Source organism: Microbacterium sp. NPDC079176 (genome assembly GCF_040686675.1).
GTDB lineage: Bacteria > Actinomycetota > Actinomycetes > Actinomycetales > Microbacteriaceae > Microbacterium.
The window spans coordinates 52,093-69,556 of record NZ_JBFBLM010000003.1 but is presented as its reverse complement, the minus strand read 5'-3'; the positions used below and the strand labels follow the sequence as shown (position 1 = coordinate 69,556).

The 17,464-nt window shown below is 68.8% G+C and carries 20 protein-coding genes; 16 read left to right on the top strand and 4 right to left on the bottom strand.

The genetic code is table 11. The features are described from left to right. The first annotated feature begins 1 nt into the window (after position 1). From AB0P11_RS07670 to AB0P11_RS07655, 4 genes are read left to right on the top strand one after another with little or no spacing between them, the layout of a single operon-like run. Positions 2-856 carry a tryptophan 2,3-dioxygenase family protein gene (locus tag AB0P11_RS07670; protein WP_053097603.1) on the top strand — a complete coding sequence of 285 codons (855 nt, stop codon included), beginning with the start codon at positions 2-4 and terminating at the stop codon, positions 854-856. Then, a complete protein-coding gene (locus AB0P11_RS07665) occupies positions 856-1,899 on the top strand; it encodes a hydrolase (RefSeq protein WP_363521004.1) in 1,044 nt (347 codons plus the stop codon). Before AB0P11_RS07670 ends, AB0P11_RS07665 begins: the two co-directional genes overlap by 1 nt. Positions 1,900-1,923: 24 nt before the next feature. After that, the gene (locus tag AB0P11_RS07660; protein ID WP_072591740.1) at positions 1,924-3,189 is read left to right on the top strand and encodes an aminotransferase class V-fold PLP-dependent enzyme; all 1,266 of its coding nucleotides are present in this window, start codon (positions 1,924-1,926) and stop codon (positions 3,187-3,189) included. After that, complete coding sequence (locus tag AB0P11_RS07655) at positions 3,179-4,066, top strand: PaaX family transcriptional regulator C-terminal domain-containing protein (protein ID WP_363521001.1); 888 nt, start codon at positions 3,179-3,181, stop codon at positions 4,064-4,066. The genes AB0P11_RS07660 and AB0P11_RS07655 overlap by 11 nt, the downstream gene beginning before the upstream one ends. Here AB0P11_RS07655 and AB0P11_RS07650 read toward each other — a convergent pair. Beyond that, positions 4,044-5,042: a LacI family DNA-binding transcriptional regulator gene (locus tag AB0P11_RS07650; RefSeq protein WP_053097606.1), complete on the bottom strand. Its 999-nt coding sequence runs from the start codon at positions 5,040-5,042 to the stop codon at positions 4,044-4,046. The two genes, AB0P11_RS07655 and AB0P11_RS07650, sit on opposite strands and share 23 nt — an antisense overlap. Positions 5,043-5,205: 163 nt before the next feature. Here AB0P11_RS07650 and AB0P11_RS07645 point away from each other — a divergent pair, with 163 nt between their 5' ends. From AB0P11_RS07645 to AB0P11_RS07630, 4 genes are read left to right on the top strand one after another with little or no spacing between them, the layout of a single operon-like run. Further along, on the top strand, positions 5,206-6,501 hold the full coding sequence (locus AB0P11_RS07645; protein WP_187250262.1) for an extracellular solute-binding protein: 1,296 nt from the start codon (positions 5,206-5,208) through the stop codon (positions 6,499-6,501). Next, positions 6,482-7,513, top strand: a complete 1,032-nt coding sequence (locus AB0P11_RS07640) for a sugar ABC transporter permease (protein ID WP_082297874.1) — start codon at positions 6,482-6,484, stop codon at positions 7,511-7,513. Before AB0P11_RS07645 ends, AB0P11_RS07640 begins: the two co-directional genes overlap by 20 nt. Further along, a complete protein-coding gene (locus AB0P11_RS07635) occupies positions 7,510-8,400 on the top strand; it encodes a carbohydrate ABC transporter permease (RefSeq protein WP_056279587.1) in 891 nt (296 codons plus the stop codon). Before AB0P11_RS07640 ends, AB0P11_RS07635 begins: the two co-directional genes overlap by 4 nt. Positions 8,401-8,458: 58 nt before the next feature. Further along, entirely contained in the window at positions 8,459-10,759 is a 2,301-nt protein-coding gene (locus AB0P11_RS07630) for a glycoside hydrolase family 3 N-terminal domain-containing protein (protein WP_363521768.1), read from the top strand. A 4-nt stretch (positions 10,760-10,763) separates the two neighbouring features. Here the strand turns inward: AB0P11_RS07630 and AB0P11_RS07625 are convergent, their stop codons facing one another. Next, positions 10,764-11,249, bottom strand: coding sequence for an FBP domain-containing protein (locus tag AB0P11_RS07625; protein WP_053097609.1), 486 nt, complete (start codon positions 11,247-11,249; stop codon positions 10,764-10,766). Positions 11,250-11,560: 311 nt separating this feature from the next. On the opposite strand from AB0P11_RS07625, the gene AB0P11_RS07620 reads away from it, so the two are divergent. After that, entirely contained in the window at positions 11,561-11,908 is a 348-nt protein-coding gene (locus AB0P11_RS07620) for a hypothetical protein (RefSeq protein WP_363520995.1), read from the top strand. 24 nt (positions 11,909-11,932) lie between these two features. Here the strand turns inward: AB0P11_RS07620 and AB0P11_RS07615 are convergent, their stop codons facing one another. Beyond that, positions 11,933-12,112, bottom strand: a complete 180-nt coding sequence (locus tag AB0P11_RS07615; RefSeq protein WP_261987848.1) for a hypothetical protein — start codon at positions 12,110-12,112, stop codon at positions 11,933-11,935. Between AB0P11_RS07615 and AB0P11_RS07610 the strand changes: the two genes are divergently transcribed. Both AB0P11_RS07610 and AB0P11_RS07605 read left to right on the top strand, forming a co-directional pair. Then, positions 12,111-12,371 (top strand): hypothetical protein, encoded by a 261-nt coding sequence (locus AB0P11_RS07610; protein ID WP_363520992.1) that lies wholly within the window; start codon positions 12,111-12,113, stop codon positions 12,369-12,371. The two genes, AB0P11_RS07615 and AB0P11_RS07610, sit on opposite strands and share 2 nt — an antisense overlap. 167 nt (positions 12,372-12,538) lie before the next feature. Continuing rightward, positions 12,539-12,745 (top strand): CsbD family protein, encoded by a 207-nt coding sequence (locus AB0P11_RS07605; RefSeq protein WP_187250259.1) that lies wholly within the window; start codon positions 12,539-12,541, stop codon positions 12,743-12,745. A gap of 48 nt (positions 12,746-12,793) precedes the next feature. Here AB0P11_RS07605 and AB0P11_RS07600 read toward each other — a convergent pair whose 3' ends face one another. Then, positions 12,794-12,958, bottom strand: a complete 165-nt coding sequence (locus tag AB0P11_RS07600; protein ID WP_167347464.1) for a hypothetical protein — start codon at positions 12,956-12,958, stop codon at positions 12,794-12,796. A gap of 123 nt (positions 12,959-13,081) precedes the next feature. On the opposite strand from AB0P11_RS07600, the gene AB0P11_RS07595 reads away from it, so the two are divergent. The 5 genes from AB0P11_RS07595 to AB0P11_RS07575 all read left to right on the top strand — a co-directional run bounded on the left by AB0P11_RS07595 (position 13,082) and on the right by AB0P11_RS07575 (position 17,446). Beyond that, complete coding sequence (locus AB0P11_RS07595; protein ID WP_056279581.1) at positions 13,082-13,348, top strand: Rho termination factor N-terminal domain-containing protein; 267 nt, start codon at positions 13,082-13,084, stop codon at positions 13,346-13,348. A 10-nt stretch (positions 13,349-13,358) separates the two neighbouring features. Beyond that, entirely contained in the window at positions 13,359-14,429 is a 1,071-nt protein-coding gene (locus tag AB0P11_RS07590) for a YbdK family carboxylate-amine ligase (protein WP_363520987.1), read from the top strand. Between the two features lie 38 nt (positions 14,430-14,467). After that, positions 14,468-15,874: an MFS transporter gene (locus AB0P11_RS07585; RefSeq protein WP_053097614.1), complete on the top strand. Its 1,407-nt coding sequence runs from the start codon at positions 14,468-14,470 to the stop codon at positions 15,872-15,874. A gap of 61 nt (positions 15,875-15,935) precedes the next feature. Next, positions 15,936-16,631, top strand: coding sequence for a DUF899 family protein (locus AB0P11_RS07580; RefSeq protein ID WP_072591748.1), 696 nt, complete (start codon positions 15,936-15,938; stop codon positions 16,629-16,631). Positions 16,632-16,666: 35 nt separating this feature from the next. Continuing rightward, positions 16,667-17,446: an endo alpha-1,4 polygalactosaminidase gene (locus AB0P11_RS07575; protein ID WP_320490743.1), complete on the top strand. Its 780-nt coding sequence runs from the start codon at positions 16,667-16,669 to the stop codon at positions 17,444-17,446. The last annotated feature ends 18 nt before the right edge of the window (positions 17,447-17,464 follow it).

The window sequence follows — 17,464 nt, the reverse complement described above, 5'->3', positions numbered from 1 at the left end:
CATGAGCACCGAGAACAACGAGCGCGAGCTCGAGGCCGGCATCGTCACCGATCTGTCCGGACGCATGACGTACGGGTCGTATCTGTCGCTCGACCAGCTGCTCACCGCCCAGAATCCCGTCAGCGTCCCGGAGCACCATGATGAGCTGCTGTTCATCATCCAGCACCAGACGACCGAGCTCTGGCTCAAGCAGCTGCTGCACGAGCTGTCGTCCGCACGCCAGCTGCTCGCGAGCGACGACCTCCGTGAGGCGCTGAAGAGGGTCGCGCGGGTCAAGCGCATCCAGGACGTCATGACCCAGCAGTGGGCGATCCTCGCGACGCTCACGCCCACCGAATACGCGCAGTTCCGCGGAGCGCTCGGCAATTCCTCCGGCTTCCAGTCGGTGCAGTACCGCGCCGTCGAGTTCGCGCTGGGCAACAAGAACGAGAAGATGCTGAGCGTCTTCAGCGACCACCCCGCGAACCTCGCGCTGCTCACCGCCGAATGGCACAAGCCGACGCTCTATGACGAGTTCCTGCGCTACGCCTCGCGACGCGGCCTCCCGATCCCGACCGAGATCCTCGACCGGGACGTGCGTCTCCCCTACCGCGAGACGCCCGCACTCGTGCCGGCCATCCGCGAGATCTACCAGAACCACCAGCAGCACTGGGATCTGTATGAAGCGTGCGAAGACCTCGTCGACCTCGAGGACAACTTCCAGTTCTGGCGCTTCCGTCACCTCAAGACCGTCGCGCGCACGATCGGCATGAAGGTCGGCACCGGCGGCTCGAGCGGAGTCGGCTTCCTGCAGCGCGCCCTCGACCTGACGTTCTTCCCCGAGCTCTACACCGTGCGCACCGAGATCGGCGGCTGATGCACGCGGCGACCTTCTTCGACGGCGAAGGATGGCGCGACGGCATCATCGACCGCGACGGCGAGCGGATGCGACTCCGCGCCGAGCCTCCCGCCGGCGATCTGCCTCGTCTGGCCGGCGTGGTCATCGGCGGCTTCACCGACCACCACGTGCACCTTCAGCTCGTCGACCACACGCTGCTCGCGAGCTCGACCCTGGGCCGCGTGGTCGACCTCGGGGCGGACCCGGCCGTCATCGAACCGCTGTCCCGGGCATCGTCGCCCCACGACTTTGGAGATCTGCGCCACACCATCCCGGATCATGCGGATGTCCGCCGAGCCGACGCGGGGATTCCGGAGTTCCGGCGAACCGACGCCTCGCACCGTGTCCAGGTCGACTTCGCCGGCGCATTCCTCACTCCCGTCGGCGGGTACCCGAGTGACCGCGACTGGGCCCCCACAGCATCCTTCCGCGAGATCACGGACGCAGAGACGGCGCGCGCGGCCGTCACCGCGATGGCGGATGCCGGAGCATCCTGCATCAAGGTGGCGAGCAACGCCACCGCAGGCCCCGTCTTCGACGACGACCTGTTCCGCACGATCGTCGACGCCGCCTCGGCCCGCGGGCTGTCCGTGGTCGCCCATGCCGAGGGACCGGGCCAGGCGCAGCGCGCCGCTCGCCTCGGGGCCGCCCGTCTCGCCCATGCACCGTTCACCGAACGGCTCGCCGACGACGAGATCGCCCGACAGGCGGCATCCGTCTCGTGGATCTCGACGCTCGCGATCCACGATGCGGACAGCGAGGAGCGAGCCACCGCGGTCGACAACGTCCGCCGCTTCCACGCCGCCGGCGGAATGGTGCTCTACGGCACCGATATGGGCAACGGTCCGACGCCCGTGGGCCTGAACCCCGCCGAGCTTGCAGCGCTCCGCGAGGCAGGCATCGCGGGCGATGACCTCCTGCGCGCTCTCGCGCCGCTGGACCCGCTCGATCCCGCCGCTCTGCTCCTGAGACTCCCCGGCATCGACGCCGACCCGACACTCGCCCGCCCGCCCGCCCGCTGACCAGCGCAGATCTGAAGGCATGACATGACCGACTCACCCGAGACCACGACCGCCGCTCCGACCGCCGACAGCACCCTCCTCGACCTCGCGCAGGCTCTCGACGCGGCCGATCCGCTGCACTCGCACCTCTCCGCCTTCGCCGAAGCGCCCGGCGTCGGCGCCTACCTCGACGGCAACTCGCTCGGCCGGCCCCTGAAGGACACCCCCGAGAAGCTCGCCGCATTCGTGCGCGACGACTGGGGCACCCGCCTGATCCGCTCGTGGGACGAGCAGTGGATGGCCCTTCCGATGGAGCTCGGCGATCGCATCGGACGTGTCACCCTCGGCGCCGCCGCGGGTCAGACCGTGGTCGCCGACTCGACCAGCGTGCTGATCTACAAGCTGATGCGCGCGGCCGCCACCGCCGACCCCTCGCGCACCGAGCTCGTCATCGAGGCGGGCAACTTCCCGACCGACCGATTCATGGCCGAGGGCGTCGCCGCCGAGACCGGCATGACGGTGCGGTGGATCGAGCCCGATCCGGTGCTCGGGGTGCAGATGGCCGATGTGGTCGCTGCGATCTCTGCGAAGACGGCGCTCGTGTCGCTGAGCCACGTCGACTACCGCTCCGGCGCCCTCGCCGATATGCCGGCGATCACCACCGCGGTGCACGAGGTCGGCGCGCTGATGATGTGGGATCTGTGCCACTCGGCCGGCGTGATCCCCATGCAGCTCGACGACTGGGGCGTCGACATGGCCGTCGGGTGCACCTACAAGTACCTCAACGGCGGCCCTGGCTCCCCCGCGTTCGCCTACCTGCGGCGCGAGCATCAGGGCGTGCTGCGCCAGCCGATCCAGGGGTGGTGGAGCGCCGCCGACATCTTCGCGATGGGTCCGCAGTACGAGCCGGCCGGCGACATCCGTCAGCTGCTCAGCGGCACTCCCCCGATCACCTCGATGCTCGCGATGCAGGGCATGCTCGACCTCATCGAGCAGGCGTCGGTCGAGGCGATCCGTGAGAAGTCGCTCTCGCTCACCGATTTCGCGGTCCGCGCCCACGACGAGGTGCTCGCGCCTCTCGGCGTGCGCCTGCTCAGCACCCGCGACGCCGCACAGCGCGGAAGCCACGTGACCATCGGCCACCCCGACTTCCGCGCGGTGACGCAGCGACTGTGGGCCGACGGCATCATCCCCGACTTCCGCTTCCCCGACGGCATCCGTCTGGGGCTCTCCCCTCTCAGCACGTCGTATGTCGAGACGCTCACCGGCGTCCTCGCCGTGCGCGACGCACTGGAGTCGCATGACCGCTGACCGCGCAGAGGCGACCACAGGCCCCGTGCTCGATGACATCGATGCGCGCCCCGGCAGCACCGCCTCCCTCTTGCGCACTCTGGTCGGGCTGTATCTGCGACCTCTCGGCGGCTGGATCTCGACGGCCGACCTGGTCGCCCTCGCCGGCGATCTCGGGATCCCCACGGCGCAGGCGCGCACCGGCGTCACCCGTCTCAAGCAGAAGGGACTGCTGCTCGCCGAGCGCAGGCACGCGGCCGGGTATCTGCTGAATCCGGATGCCGCGACGATGCTCGAGCGCGGCGATCGGCGCATCTTCGAGATGCGCGAGATGACGGATGCCGACAGCTGGTGCCTCATCTCGTTCTCGATGCCCGAGAGCGCGCGAGCCACCCGGCACCAGCTTCGCCGTCGCCTGCAGTGGATCGGGGCGGGTGTCGTCTCTCCTGCGCTCTGGATCTGTCCGGGGCATCTGCAGGGCGAGGTGCAGGAGATCGTCGACGACCTCGAAGCGAGCGAGTGGGTGACCCTGTTCCAGGCCGGCACGCCGACGACGGCCCGCACACTGCCCGAGGCCGCCGCCGACTGGTGGGACCTCGAGTCGCTGCGCGCCGAGCACCTCGCGTTCCAGGCCTCGCTCGCGGCGCTGCCCACCGCGCCGTTCGCCGCGTATGTGCAGCTGCTCGACCGCTGGCGAGTGCTGCCCTACGTCGATCCGGGGCTGCCGCCGTCGATGCTGCCGGCCGAGTGGCCCGGTCGGCGCAGCGTCGCCGAGTTCCAGAGGCTGTCGACAGAGCTGTCGGATGCCGCGTGGCGGCGTGTGCGCGACGTCACGCGACACTCCGCGGCCGGAAGCTCCGCGACCGGCGCCGAGCTCACCGCGGCGGGGCGGTCGTAGCCCGCACCACCAGCCGCGTCGGCAGGATCACGTGCATCTCGTCGACCTCCTGCCCCGCGAGCAGCGTGAACACCATGTCAGCCGCGACCGCGCCGAGTCGCCGCATCGGCTGCTGGATGGTGGTGAGCGGCAGCGCCCTTCTGGTGGCCTCCGGCACGTCGTCGAATCCGATCACCGACAGATCGTCGGGCACCCGCAGACCGAGCTCGTGGGCGACATCGATGACCGCGATCGCGGAGAGGTCGTTGGCGGCGAAGATCGCCGTGGGACGCGAGTCGCCGCTCAGCATGATGCGGGCGGATTCCCTGGTCGCGTCGAGCTCGTAGCGACCGACACCGATGAGCGACGGATCGAGGGGGATCCCCGCGTCCGATAGAGCCCTGCGATACCCGGCGTCGCGCAGCCCGGCCGAGCGCAGGTCGGGGCGACCGGCGAGGAAGCCGATGCGGCGGTGGCCCAGTTCGATGAGGTGTCTGGTCGCGACGAGCGCGCCTCCGAAGCTGTCCGACTCGACCGTGGGCAGGTCGGCCCGGCCCGTGTGCGGGTCGATCGCGACGACGGGGATCTCGGTGCCGGCGCTGACGACCGTGGGCGTGACCATGATCGCGGCGTCGATCAGCGTGCCGGAGAGCCTGCTCAGGGATCGGCGTTCCCATCCGTCGCCCGCGCCGAGGTGGGAGCCGCTGTACGCGAGCAGATCGAAGGAGGTGTCGTGCACGGCCGAGCCGACGCCCTTCAGGATCTCGGCGCTGAAGGGTTCGAAGTCCGCCAGCAGCACGCCGATCACACCGGTGCGCCGCGCGCGCATGCTGCTCGCCACGAGGCTCGACTCGTAGCCGAGCTCCTTCACCGCGTCGAGTACGCGCTGCACCGTGGCATCCGCGATCCCGTACCGGCCGTTCACCGCCTTCGAGACGGTCGACACGGACACTCCCGCCGCTTTCGCGACATCATGGATCGTCGTGCGTGCCCCCATGAGACGCCAGCGTAGTCTCCCGCCGATCGCGATGGAAACTGTTTTCGAAAACGTTTGACGATCGAGCGCGTCCGCCGGAGACTCATGCCACTGCGGTCTCACCAGAGTGTCCGCAGGCGCCCCGCAGTGACGCGGCGCGCAACTCGATGAGGAGAACGATCACATGAACAGCAGAAGGCTCCCCCTCGCCTCCGCAGTCACGGTCCTGGCCGTCGGAGCGCTCGCGCTCTCGGGCTGCACCGCGGACTCGTCCGGCTCCGGTGACGGCGGCGACACCAGCATGACCCTGTGGCACAACTCGACGACGGGCCCCGGAGTGGAGTTCTGGGAACAGACCGTCGCGGATTTCGAGAAGGACAACCCGGGCGTCACGATCGACATCCAGTCGATTCAGAACGAGGATCTCGACGGCAAGCTGCAGACCGCCCTCAACTCGGGCGACGCCCCCGACATCTTCCTGCAGCGCGGTGGCGGCAAGATGGCGGCGATGGTCAAGGCCGGCCAGCTCAAGGACCTCACCGACGCCATCGACGGCCCGGCCGCCGACGAGATCCCCGATGCGTCGTACTCGGCGAACAGCCTTGACGGCAAGATCTACGCCATGCCCGTCGCCGTGTTGCCCGGCGGCCTCTTCTACAGCCAGGACCTCTTCGACCAGGCCGGCATCACCGAGAACCCGACGACCCTCGAGGAGCTCGAGGTCGCCACCGAGGCGCTGAAGGCGGAGGGGATCGACCCGATCGCACTCGGCGCCAAGGACGCCTGGCCCGCCGCGCACTGGTACTACTGGCTGGCGCTGCGCGAATGCAGCTCGGACACCCTGGCCGCCGCGGCGGACGAGATGGACTTCAGCGACGACTGCTGGGTGCGTGCCGGTGAGGACCTGCAGGCGTTCGCCGAGACTGAGCCCTTCAACTCCGGATTCCTGACGACTCCCGCACAGCAGGGCGCGGGCAGCTCGGCCGGCCTCATCGCGAACCACCAGGCCGCCATGGAGCTCATGGGCGCCTGGAACCCCGGCGTCATCGGCTCGCTCACCCCTGATCAGAAGCCGCTGGCCGACCTCAGCTGGTTCCCGTTCCCCGAGGTCGAGGGCGGAGACGGCGAACCCGGCTCCATGATGGGTGGCGTCGACGGCTACTCGTGCTCGGTGGATGCACCGGACGCCTGCGTCGACTTCCTGAACTACATCGGCACCTCGGACGTGCAGACCGCGTACTACAAGGCGTTCAACGCCCCGCCCGTCAACACGGTCGCTCAGGAGGCCGTCACCGAGCCCTACCTGCAGACGATCCTCGAGGCGTACAACGCTGCCCCCTACGCGACGCAGTGGCTCGACACCGTCTACGGCCAGAACGTGGGCAACGCGCTGAACGTCGCCGTGGTCGACCTGCTCGCCGGCAACAGCAGCGCGGAAGACCTCGTCAAGGCTGTGCAGGATGCCGCAGCGAAAGCGTGACATGCGTGCCCGGCTGGAAGTGATCCTTCTGGCCGGGCCCGCCCTGCTCGTGTTCCTCGCCTTCGTCATCTTCCCGGTGCTGATGGCGGCGTACTACGGGTTCTTCAGCTGGCAGGGCTACGGCCCTCCCACCGACTTCGTCGGACTGAAGAACTACCTCACGATCCTCCAGGACCCGCTGTTCCACGACGCGCTCGCGCACAACGGGTTCATCCTGGTGTTCTCCCTCGTGCTCCAGGGCCCGATCGCCATCGTGCTGGCGCTGCTGCTCAACCGCAAGATGCGCGGCCAGTCGCTGATCCGCGTGCTGATCTTCGTCCCGTACGTGATCTCCGAGGTCGTCGTGGGCACGGGGTGGAGCCTGATGCTGCAGACCAACGGCGCGATCAACGCGATGCTGACGAACATGGGCCTCGGGTTCCTCGCCACCGACTGGCTGTCGGATCCCGGCATCGCGATCTGGACGCTGATGGCCATCATCACGTGGAAGTACATCGGCTTCGCGGTCATCCTGTTCCTCGCAGGCCTCCAGGGCATCCCGGAGGAGCTGCACGAGGCGGCGGCGATCGACGGCGCGTCCTACTGGCAGATCCAGTGGCGCATCACTCTGCCGCTCCTGGCGCCGACTCTGCGCATCTGGGCGTTCCTGTCGATCATCGGCTCACTGCAGCTGTTCGACCTCGTCTACATCATCTGGGGCCAGTACATCGCTTCCACCGCGGGCACGTCGACCATGGCGACCTACATGGTCTCCGAAGGCCGCAACGCCGGCAACTACGGCTACGGCAACGCGGTCGCGGTCGTCCTGTTCCTCATCTCGCTCGTGGTCGCTCTCATCTATCAGCGTGCGGTGCTGCGCAAGGACACCGACGGCGCCCTCACGGGTGCCTCGGGTCGCAAGCGCGGCTCCCGGTCGCGCGCGTCGCAGGATGCCGTCCCGCAGGATGCCGTCGCAGACGCAGACGCCGACTCCGGTGCAGACGCCACCACACAGAAGGAGTACGTCCGATGACCGCCACCTCGGTGCTCGTCACCCAGCGACCCGCACGTCTCGGACGCCCGGGTCGAACCGCCACGCCGAAGCTCCCGTGGGCGCATCCGACCGTGTACTTCGTCGCGCTGATCGCCGTCGGACTGATGCTCGCGCCCATCGCATACATCATCACCGGCGGGTTCCGCACGAACGCGCAGATCACGACCGACCCGTCGGGGTTCCCGTCTCCCTGGGTGGTGTCGAACTACCTCGACGTCCTCACCGGCGACGTGTTCTGGCGGCTCGTGGGCAACTCGACGATCGTCGCCCTCGCGACCACCGTGGGCACCGTCGCTCTCGCGCTGATGGCGGCATACGTGCTCGCTCGATACCGGTTCGCCGGTCGCGGCGTGCTCTACGCCTTCTTCGCCGCGGGCCTGATGTTCCCGCTGACCGTGGCGATCACGCCGCTGTACATCGTGGTGCGCAGTCTCGGGCTGATGAACTCGCTCGGCGGAGTGATCCTGCCGCAGATCGCCTTCGCCCTGCCGACGACCATCATCATCCTCGTGCCGTTCCTCCGGGCGATCCCCGATGAGATCGAGGAGGCCGCGTTCATCGACGGATGCAGCCGCATCGGGTTCTTCTGGCGGATGGTGCTGCCGCTCTCCCTGCCGGGAGTGATCACGACCGGCATCCTGGCGTTCATCGGCAGCTGGAACGGCTATCTGCTGCCGCTGTTCATCCTCAACGACGCCTCGGCGTTCACCTTGCCGCTCGGCGTGCAGTCGTTCGCCTCGCAGTACTCGGTCGACACCGCGAAAGTGCTGGCATTCACCTCCCTGTCGATGATCCCTGCGCTGATCTTCTTCAGCCTGTTCGAACGGCGGATCGTGGGAGGGCTGACCGGTGCTGTCAAGGGCTGACACGGTCGCCGTCGCGACCCCGCACGTCGACGAGAACGAGAACGAGAAAGAGAACAAGATGTCGCAGTACGCAGGCGCCGCGCCGCGCTCGCCCCGCGTCGAGGAGCTCCTCGCGCGGATGACCCTCGAGGAGAAGCAGGCGCAGCTCGTCGGCTTCTGGGTGGACCAGGGCGTCGAGGTCGTCGCGCCGATGTCGGGCGAGAGGAAGAGCTCGACCCGCTACGAGGACGCCTCGGAGCACGGGATCGGTCACCTCACCCGGGTGTACGGCACGCGTCCGGTCGACCCTGTGGAACGCGCCGAGTGGCTGTGGGCCGAGCAGCGCCGCCTGAAGCAGCAGACCAGACTCGGCATCCCCGCCATCGTGCATGAGGAGTGCCTGACCGGTCTCGCCGCCTGGAAGGCAGCGACCTTCCCGACGCCGCTCGCCTGGGGCGCCGCGTTCGACCCCGAGCTCGTCGAGGAGGTGGGCCGAGCGGTCGGATCATCGATGCGCGCACTCGGGATCCATCAGGGCCTCGCTCCCGTGCTCGACGTCATCCGCGACCCCCGTTGGGGCCGGGTCGACGAGTGCATCGCCGAGGACCCGCTGGTCGTCGGCCGGGTGGGCACGGCGTATGTCCGCGGCCTCCAGTCCGAGGGCGTGCACGCGACCCTGAAGCACTTCATCGGATACTCAGCCTCGAAGGCCGGACGCAATCACGCGCCCGTGAGCGCGGGCGTGCGAGAGATCGAGGACGTGCTGCTCCCGCCGTTCGAGATGGCGATCCACGAGGGCGGCGCCCGCAGCGTGATGAACTCCTACGTCGACATCGACGGCGTTCCCGTCACGGCAGACGCGCACTACCTGACCGGAATCCTGCGCGATCGCTGGGGGTTCGACGGAGTCGTCGTGTCGGACTACTTCGCGGTCGACTTCCTCTACAGCATGCACCGCGCAGCCGCGGACTCAGCGGACGCCGCCAGGCTCGCGCTCACAGCGGGAATCGATGTCGAGCTGCCCTCGCCCGACGCCTTCGTCACGCTCGCCGATCAGGTGCGGGACGGTCGGCTCCCGGTCGAGATCCTCGACAGGGCCGTGGGCCGGGTGCTCGCGCAGAAGGAGGAGCTCGGGCTGCTGGATGCCGACTTCGACACCCCTCCGACCGCGATCGACCTGGATCCGGCAGAGCACCGTGCGCTCGCGCGCCGTCTCGCCGAGGAGTCGATCGTGCTGCTGAGCAACGACGGATCCCTGCCGCTCGCGCCCTCGACCACCGCCAGGATCGCCGTGATCGGGCCGAACGCCGACAGCGCCGAAGCGCTGATGGGGTGTTACTCGTTCGTCAACCATGTGCTCGCGCATCACCCCGACACCCCCGCAGGCATCGATCTGCCGACGGTCGCCGGCTCGCTGCGCGACGAGTTCCCCGCCGCCGAGATCGTCTCGGCGATCGGATGCGATGTCGAGGGCTCCGATCGCTCCGGCATCCCCGCCGCGGTCGACGCCGCCTCCGCTGCCGACGTCGCCGTCGTCGTGGTGGGCGATCGCGCCGGCCTCTTCGGACGAGGCACCGTGGGCGAGGGCAACGACGTCGAGGACCTCGAGCTCCCCGGCGTCCAGCGCGAGCTGGTCGAGGCCGTCGTCGCGACCGGCACTCCTGTGATCCTCATCGCGATGACCGGACGTCCGTACGTCCTCGACTGGGCGCTGCCGACCCGTGCGGGCGCCGCCGGGACCATGACCGGCCTCGGAGCAGTCGACGGCTCGGCCGTGGCGAACGAGGCAGCCGCGGGCATCCCCGCGGCTGTGCTGCAGACGTTCTTCCCCGGCGAGGAGGGCGGCCCCGCGATCGCGCGGGTGCTGAGCGGTCGCGTCGCTCCGTCGGGTCGGCTGCCGGTATCGCTGCCGCGTTCGGCGGGAGCGCAGCCGTACTCGTATCTGCACCCCGTGCTGGGCGGGCTCACGGATGTCACGAGCGCCGACTCGACGCCCGTGCGGCCCTTCGGCTTCGGTCTCAGCTACACGACCTTCGCCCACGATCAGCTCACCGCACCCGCATCGGTCACCTCGGGGGAGAACTTCCGGGCGACGGTGCGCGTGCGCAACACCGGCGAGATCGCTGCCACGGACGTCGTGCAGCTCTACGCGCACGACGAGGTCGCGAGCGTGACCCGTCCGGTCGCCCAGCTGCTGGACTTCCGGCGGATCGCGCTCGCGCCCGGCGCCGAGCAGATCGTCGAGTTCGACGTGCCCATCGACCGACTGGCCTTCACCGGGCTCGACGGCGTCAAGCGGGTCGAAGCAGGAGCCATACGCCTGTGGGTCGGCGGCGCCTGTGACGAGGAGGAGACGGTCGCCCGGCTCGAGATCGTGTGAGGCGTCAGCCCTTCACACCCGCGATGAACGCGCTCACGTGCTCCTGGAGCTTCAGGATGCGCATCTCGCGGGCGAGCTCGCGGTCGTAGCCCTCGTACGCGAGCGGCGGCAGCACGCGCACGTTCTGGGAGCATCCGAACTCCGCGCAGACGAGAGTGCCGATGCTGTCGCCCTTGCGGCCGGCCGGACCCGCCTTGCGGGCGACGTACAGCTGCACGTCGTTGCGCAGGGTGACGTCCTCGCACCAGGAACACTGGGCTCTGGCCGTGACGCGCTGCTCGGCGCGCTGCAGGATCACGCCGGTGAGGACGTCATCGACCCAGGCGACGACATAGGAACGTCGAGGGAGCTTGGGATCGACCCAGCCGAGGTAGTCGAGCTTCTCGACGTCGAGGTCGGCGAAGCCGGCGGGCAGGGTGAGATCGGAGACCTCCTTGCGGGAGGCGTTGATGAAGGAGGCGCGCAGGGTGCGCTCGTCGATGGGACGCATGGGTCGGTGCTTTCGTGTGGGCCGCAGAGGGCGGCGGAAGAGGAATGGAGGACGGCATCCGCACGGATGCCGGGTACGACGTGGTTCCGGGGACGGGATGTTCCGCCTCCGGCCGATCGTCAGCCTCTGTCCGTGGCGCTGAACGCGCCCACGGCTCCATTCCGCGCTCGATCCGGAATCCGGAGAGCGCTCTTCGACAACAGCACCCCGAGAGTCTACGCCCGTTTGTTTCGGAGCATGTCGGCTCGGGTTTCCTCGCCGCCACGGCCGACCTACTCTTGCCGGAACGTCCGCTCATGAAGGAGACCACCGTGTCCACGCCGCTGAACCGCCTTTCGCCCCTCTCGGTGCGTGAGCGTTCTGCGTGCATGTGCCGCCACGGCTTCGCATGCTCCTCGTTCGAGGCGGGTCACGCGCTGCACCTGATCCAGGCGCGCATCGCATCGGCGACCCCGACCGAATGGGCCGACGCGATCGTCGAGCACGCCGACGCGGCGACCGGCGAGCTGAGCGTGCGCACCCTCGACGGGGCGACTCACGCACTGTGGAACAGCGGCGGCGCAGCGCTCGAGGCTCCTGCGGGCACGCCGATCGCGCTGCACGTGCGCTACGGCGTGCTGGCCGTCGGTCGCACGCAGTTCAACGTCGCGCTCTCCTGAGGGCGCCGTGCGCCTCGCTGCCGCTCAGGCGGCCGCCATCATCATGTCCTTGACGGCCATGCACGCGTCCATGCAGTCCTTGCAGGTCTGAGCGCACATCTTGCACACCTCGCTGTGGTCGGCGTGCGCCATGCACTCGTCCATGCACGTCTGACACATCGCGATGCAGGCGTCGAGCATCGCCATCATCGACGCAGGGGTCATGCCCTGCATCCGCATCATCGACCGCATCATGGTGTTGCACATGTCCGCGCAGTTCATGCATGCCGGCGAGCAGTCCATCATCTGCGTCGAGCACACCGTGCAGGCCTGCTCGCAGGCCGAGCACGCGTCCATGCAGGCCTGCATGACCGACATGTCCATGGTCGCCATGTCGGGCATCGACATCATGTTCGAGCGCATGGCGCCCATCATCATCGAGTCCATGTTCTACCGCTTCCTTCGTCGACCGCAGCCGAGGTGAGAGCGGGCAGGACCACCCGCCTGGGGCCAGGCTAGTCGTCGCCGACGTCCGCGTCGACGGGGAGGTGGCGCTGTCACGCCCGACCGCGGTTGTCAATCCCGTGTGCAGGATTCTCGGTCCGTGCGACGGTGGACATCCATTGATCGACTGATGAAAGGAATCGCGCCATGAGTGGAGCAGACGACATCAAGAACGCAGCCGAGAAGGCCGGCGGAAAGATCAAGGAGGGCGTCGGAAAGGCGACCGACAACGAGCGCCTCGAAGCCGAGGGTCGCGCCGACCAGACGAAGGCTTCGGTCAAGCAGGCCGGAGAGAACGTCAAGGACGCCGCACACAACGTCGGCGACGGCCTGCGGGACGCTTCCCGGGACTGATCCCCTGAAACGGAGTGAGGCCCGCCGAAGCGGGCCTCACTGCGTGAATCAGCGGGTGCGGCTGCCGGAGATCGCTCGGATCAACCAGGCGATGACCGCGATGGCCAGCAGCACCAGGCCGACCCACAGGAGGAACTGCAGGGACTGCACGAGCCCGCCGGTGATCGCCAGGATGATGGCGACCACGATGATGATGATCAGCAGGATGTTCATCGGTCTTTCCCTTCTTGGGGGCGCGGGGGAGTGCGCCCATCGGTCACTCAACCTAGACCCCCGGGGCCTGTCACCGGAGGGCCTTGACGCGGGGCTTCCCGCCGTGCGAGAGGAGCAGACGACATGCCAGGACGCAGGAACAACTCACTGAAGGATCCGGAGCTGTACGAAGAGCTCCGCGATGACGGCGCCTCGAAGGAGAAGGCCGCCAGGATCTCGAACGCCGCAGCCAGAGACGGCCGCAGCACGGTCGGGCGCCGAGGCGGCGAGCACGGCGACTACGAGGACTGGACCGTCGACGAACTGCGCACACGCGCCAAGGAGATCGGCCTCACCGGTTACAGCGGCAAGCGCAAGGCCGAGCTCATCTCGGCGCTGCGCGATCATTAGGTCCGCGTCTGTGGCCCGGTTCGGTGTCGAGGAGGAGTTCGTCCTCCTCGACGAGCAGACACTCGTGCCGTCGGCCATGAGTCCTGAGACGCGCGAGCGCATCCTCGACGCGGCGGGCTCCGGTCTCACTCCTGAGTATCTGACCTGCCAGCTCGAGTCGGCGACCGAGCCGTGCCTCACGCGAGGGGATGCCGAGGGGCAGCTGCGTCGCACGAGAGGGATTCTCGGCGAGGTCGCTGCGAAGCAGGGATCGATCGTGGCCGCCTCCGGCACCCCCTTCATCTCGCCGAACCGCCTCGTGGTCTCGTCGTCGCCCCACTACGACGCGGTGTCCGCCCAGCTCGTCGAGATCACGCGCGAGCACGAGGTCAACGGCCTGCACATCCACGTCGAGGTGCCCGACGAGGAGGAGCGCGTCCGCGTGGTCAACCGCGTGCGGGCCTGGTTGCCTCCGCTGCTCGCCATCACCGGCAATGCGCCGTTCGCGCACGGGCGGGATTCGGGCTACGCGAGTTGGCGCAGCATCCTGATCCGTCGACTTCCTGCCTCGTGGAGTCCTCCTCTCTTCCACGATCTGAGCGACTACCGCTCGCACGTCGATCAGCTGGTCTCGATGGGGGCCATCGCCGAAGCCAGCTCGCTGTCATGGACCGTCCGCCTGTCCGAGAGGTTCCCCACCGTCGAGGTGCGCGTCTTCGATGCGCAGCTGACGGTCGACGACACGCTGCTCGCCGTGGCCCTGACTCGCGCGCTGCTGGTGAGCGACGCCCTCGACGACTGTCACGGTCTGAGCCTCGACGCGATCGACGCCTCGCTGTGGACCGCGGCCAGATACGGCACGGATGCTCGCCTCGTCGACCCGGTGGACGGATCGATCGAACCGGCCTGGACGATCGCCGACCGGCTGCTCGAACGGCTGCGCCCGGCGCTCGCCCAGCTCGGCGACGACGATTTCGTGGTCGACGGCCTCGCCCGCCTCCGATCCGAGGGCACCGGCGCCCAGCGCCAGCACCGCGCCTACGCGGATGACGGCGCCGCCGGACTCCGCGAGCTGTATCGGACGAGCACCGCGACCCGCTGACCGCCCCGGAGGTCTCCCGGCGGCAGTAGTGTCGCCGTGTGGCATCCTCTCGCTTCGCGCCGCTGCAGCGGCTCGTGATATCCGTCGCCGTCCTCGCGTCCTTCGTGACCTTCCTCGACGGCACCGTGGTGACCGTCGCCCTGCCCGCGATCAGCCGAGAGCTCGGCGGCGGCATCACCACTCAGCAGTGGGTGGTCGACGCGTACCTCATCACCCTCAGCGCGCTGATCCTGCTCGCGGGGTCGCTGTCGGACGCCTACGGCCGGGTGCTCGTCATGCGCATCGGCCTGATCGCCTTCGGCGTGGCATCCGTCGCGGTGGCCGCCGCACCCGATCCCCTCATCCTGATCATCGCGCGCGCGGCGCAGGGCGCCGCGGGTGCGCTGCTCGTGCCCAGCTCGCTCGCGCTGATCACGGCGACGATGCGCGCCGACGTGCAGTCGCGGGCGATCGGCGTCTGGACCGCGTTCACGACGGCGGCACAGCTGGTCGGCCCCCTGCTGGGCGGGCTCTTCGTCGACTTCCTCTCGTGGAGATTCGTCTTCCTCATCAACGTGGTGCCGATCGCCGTCACGCTCGTGCTGCTCTCGCGCCTGAAGCTGAAGGAGCACCCCAGCGGTGTGCGGGTCGACTGGCTCAGCGGGGCGCTGTGCGCGATCGGTCTGGGCGCTGTGGTCTTCGCGCTGATCGAGCAGCCGAACCTCGGGTGGCAGTCCCCCGCGATCTGGATGCCCGGCATCGCCGGAGCGGCGCTGTTCGCCTGGTTCCTGGTGCGCCAGCAGCGCTCGGCCTCCCCGCTGATGCCGCTGTCGCTGTTCCGGGTGCGCGACTTCGCCTGGGGCAACCTCGCCACCCTCTTCGTCTACGCCGCACTGTCGCTCAACGGCTTCGTCGTCGGCGTCTACCTGCAGCAGGGCGCAGGTCTCAGTGCCACGGCGGCCGGCCTCGCGAGCCTGCCGATGACGATCCTGATGATCCTCGTCAGCTCGCGCGCCGGATCCTGGGCCGGTCGTTTCGGGCCCCGCATCTTCATGACCGTCGGTCCGCTCATCATGGCGGTCGGCGCGCTGATGCTGCTGCTCGTCCGCGAGGACTTCGACTACTGGTGGCAGGTATTGCCGGCGATGATCGTGCTCGGCCTCGGGCTCTCGCTCACCGTGGCTCCGCTCACCTCGGCGATCCTCGGCGCCATCGACGAATCCCGCTCGGGCATCGCCTCCGCGGTCAACAACGCGGTCTCCCGCGTCGCCGGGCTGCTCGTCGTCGCGATGCTGTCGACCATCATCGGCGGCACGCTCGATCTCGCGGGCTTCCACAACGCGGCCTGGGTCACCGCCGCGCTGCTCGTGCTCGGCGGTGTGGTGTCGTGGATCGGCATCCGCCGCAATCCGGCCGAGGAGGCCGAGGCTCCGGCCGTCGACGGGGCACCCTCGCCGATCGGTTGACGATGTCGGTGGTCGGGCGCACACTGGGGGCATCGTCCTACCGAGCACCCGGAGGTCCACCGTGAGCACGCCCCAGACGCCCCTTCCGCCCGTCGTCGACGTTGACACGTGGCGTCGCGAGCTCGACGCACTGCGCGTGCGTGAGAAGGCGGCGACGCGAGAACTCGATGCGATCGCGGCACAACGACGACGACTGCCGATGGTCGAGCTGCCCGACTACACGCTCGTCGGCGAAGACGGGCCGGTGCGGCTGCCCGAGATCTTCGGCGAGCACCGCCAGCTCATCGTCTACAACCACATGTGGACCGACGGCAATGAGTGGCAATGCCCCGGCTGCACCGGCTTCACGTCGCAGTTCACCCGCCTCGACTTCCTCGAGCGCTACTACGACGCCCGCTTCGTGATCGTGACGAACGGACCGATCGATGAGGCACTGGCCTACCGCGACAGGGTGGGCAACCGCATGACCTGGTATTCGAGCGCCGACAGCACCTTCGGTGCCGACATGGACGCCGGGCCGAACGAGGGCTTCGGCGTGAACGTGCTGCTCCGCGACGGCGACACGGTCTATCGCACGTGGCACACGAACGGCCGTGGCACCGAGCGCATGAGCCAGCTGCAGGGTCTCGTCGATCTGCTGCCCTTCGGCCGACAGGAGGAGTGGGAGGACTCCCCCGCCGGCTGGCCCCAGCATGAGACGTATTCTCAAGGGATGGGTTCGAAAGAGATCGCCGCACTGTACGGGGCCGGCAGCTGAGGCGCGCCACGGTCGAGGTCGCCGCCATCGCCGTGCTGGTCCTCACGCTCACAGGGTGCGTCACGACCATCTCCGACCCTCCGGCGCAGTTCGCCCTTCCCCCCGCGGGAGCGACCCCCGACTATCAGCTCGGCGGCGGCTACGACCCCGCCGACGGAGTCGGCATCGTCGGCCGGGACCGCTCGGATGTGCCCGCCGACGGGCTGTACTCGGTCTGCTATGTGAACGGATTCCAGACCCAGCCGGGCGAGCTCGACACCTGGCCCGACGACCTCGTGCTGCAAAGCGACGGCGAGCCGGTGTTCGACCCCGATTGGCCCGATGAGGCTCTGCTCGACACGTCGACGGACGAGCGCCGCGAGCGCATCGCCGAGATCGCCGGACCGTGGATCGAGGGGTGCGCCGAGTCGGGATTCGACGCGGTCGAGTTCGACAACCTCGACTCGTACACCCGCTCGGACGACGCGCTCACTCTCGACGACAACCTCGCCCTCGCGGCGCTGCTGGTCGACGTCGCCCACGACTCCGGACTCGCGGCCGGGCAGAAGAACGCCGCCGAAGACGCACCGGTGCTGCGCGAGCACGCAGGATTCGACTTCGCCGTCGTCGAGGAGTGCAGCGTCTTCGACGAGTGCGGGGCGTTCACCGACGTCTACGGAGACGCCGTGATCGACATCGAGTACTCCGACGAGCTGCCGCGGTCGTTCGACGAGATGTGCGCCGACGACGACGCCCCCTCGTCGATGGTGCTGCGAGACCGCGACCTCGTCACGCCGTCAGACGACGGGTACGTGTTCGAGACCTGCGATCGCTGACCGTCGCCTCAGCAATGC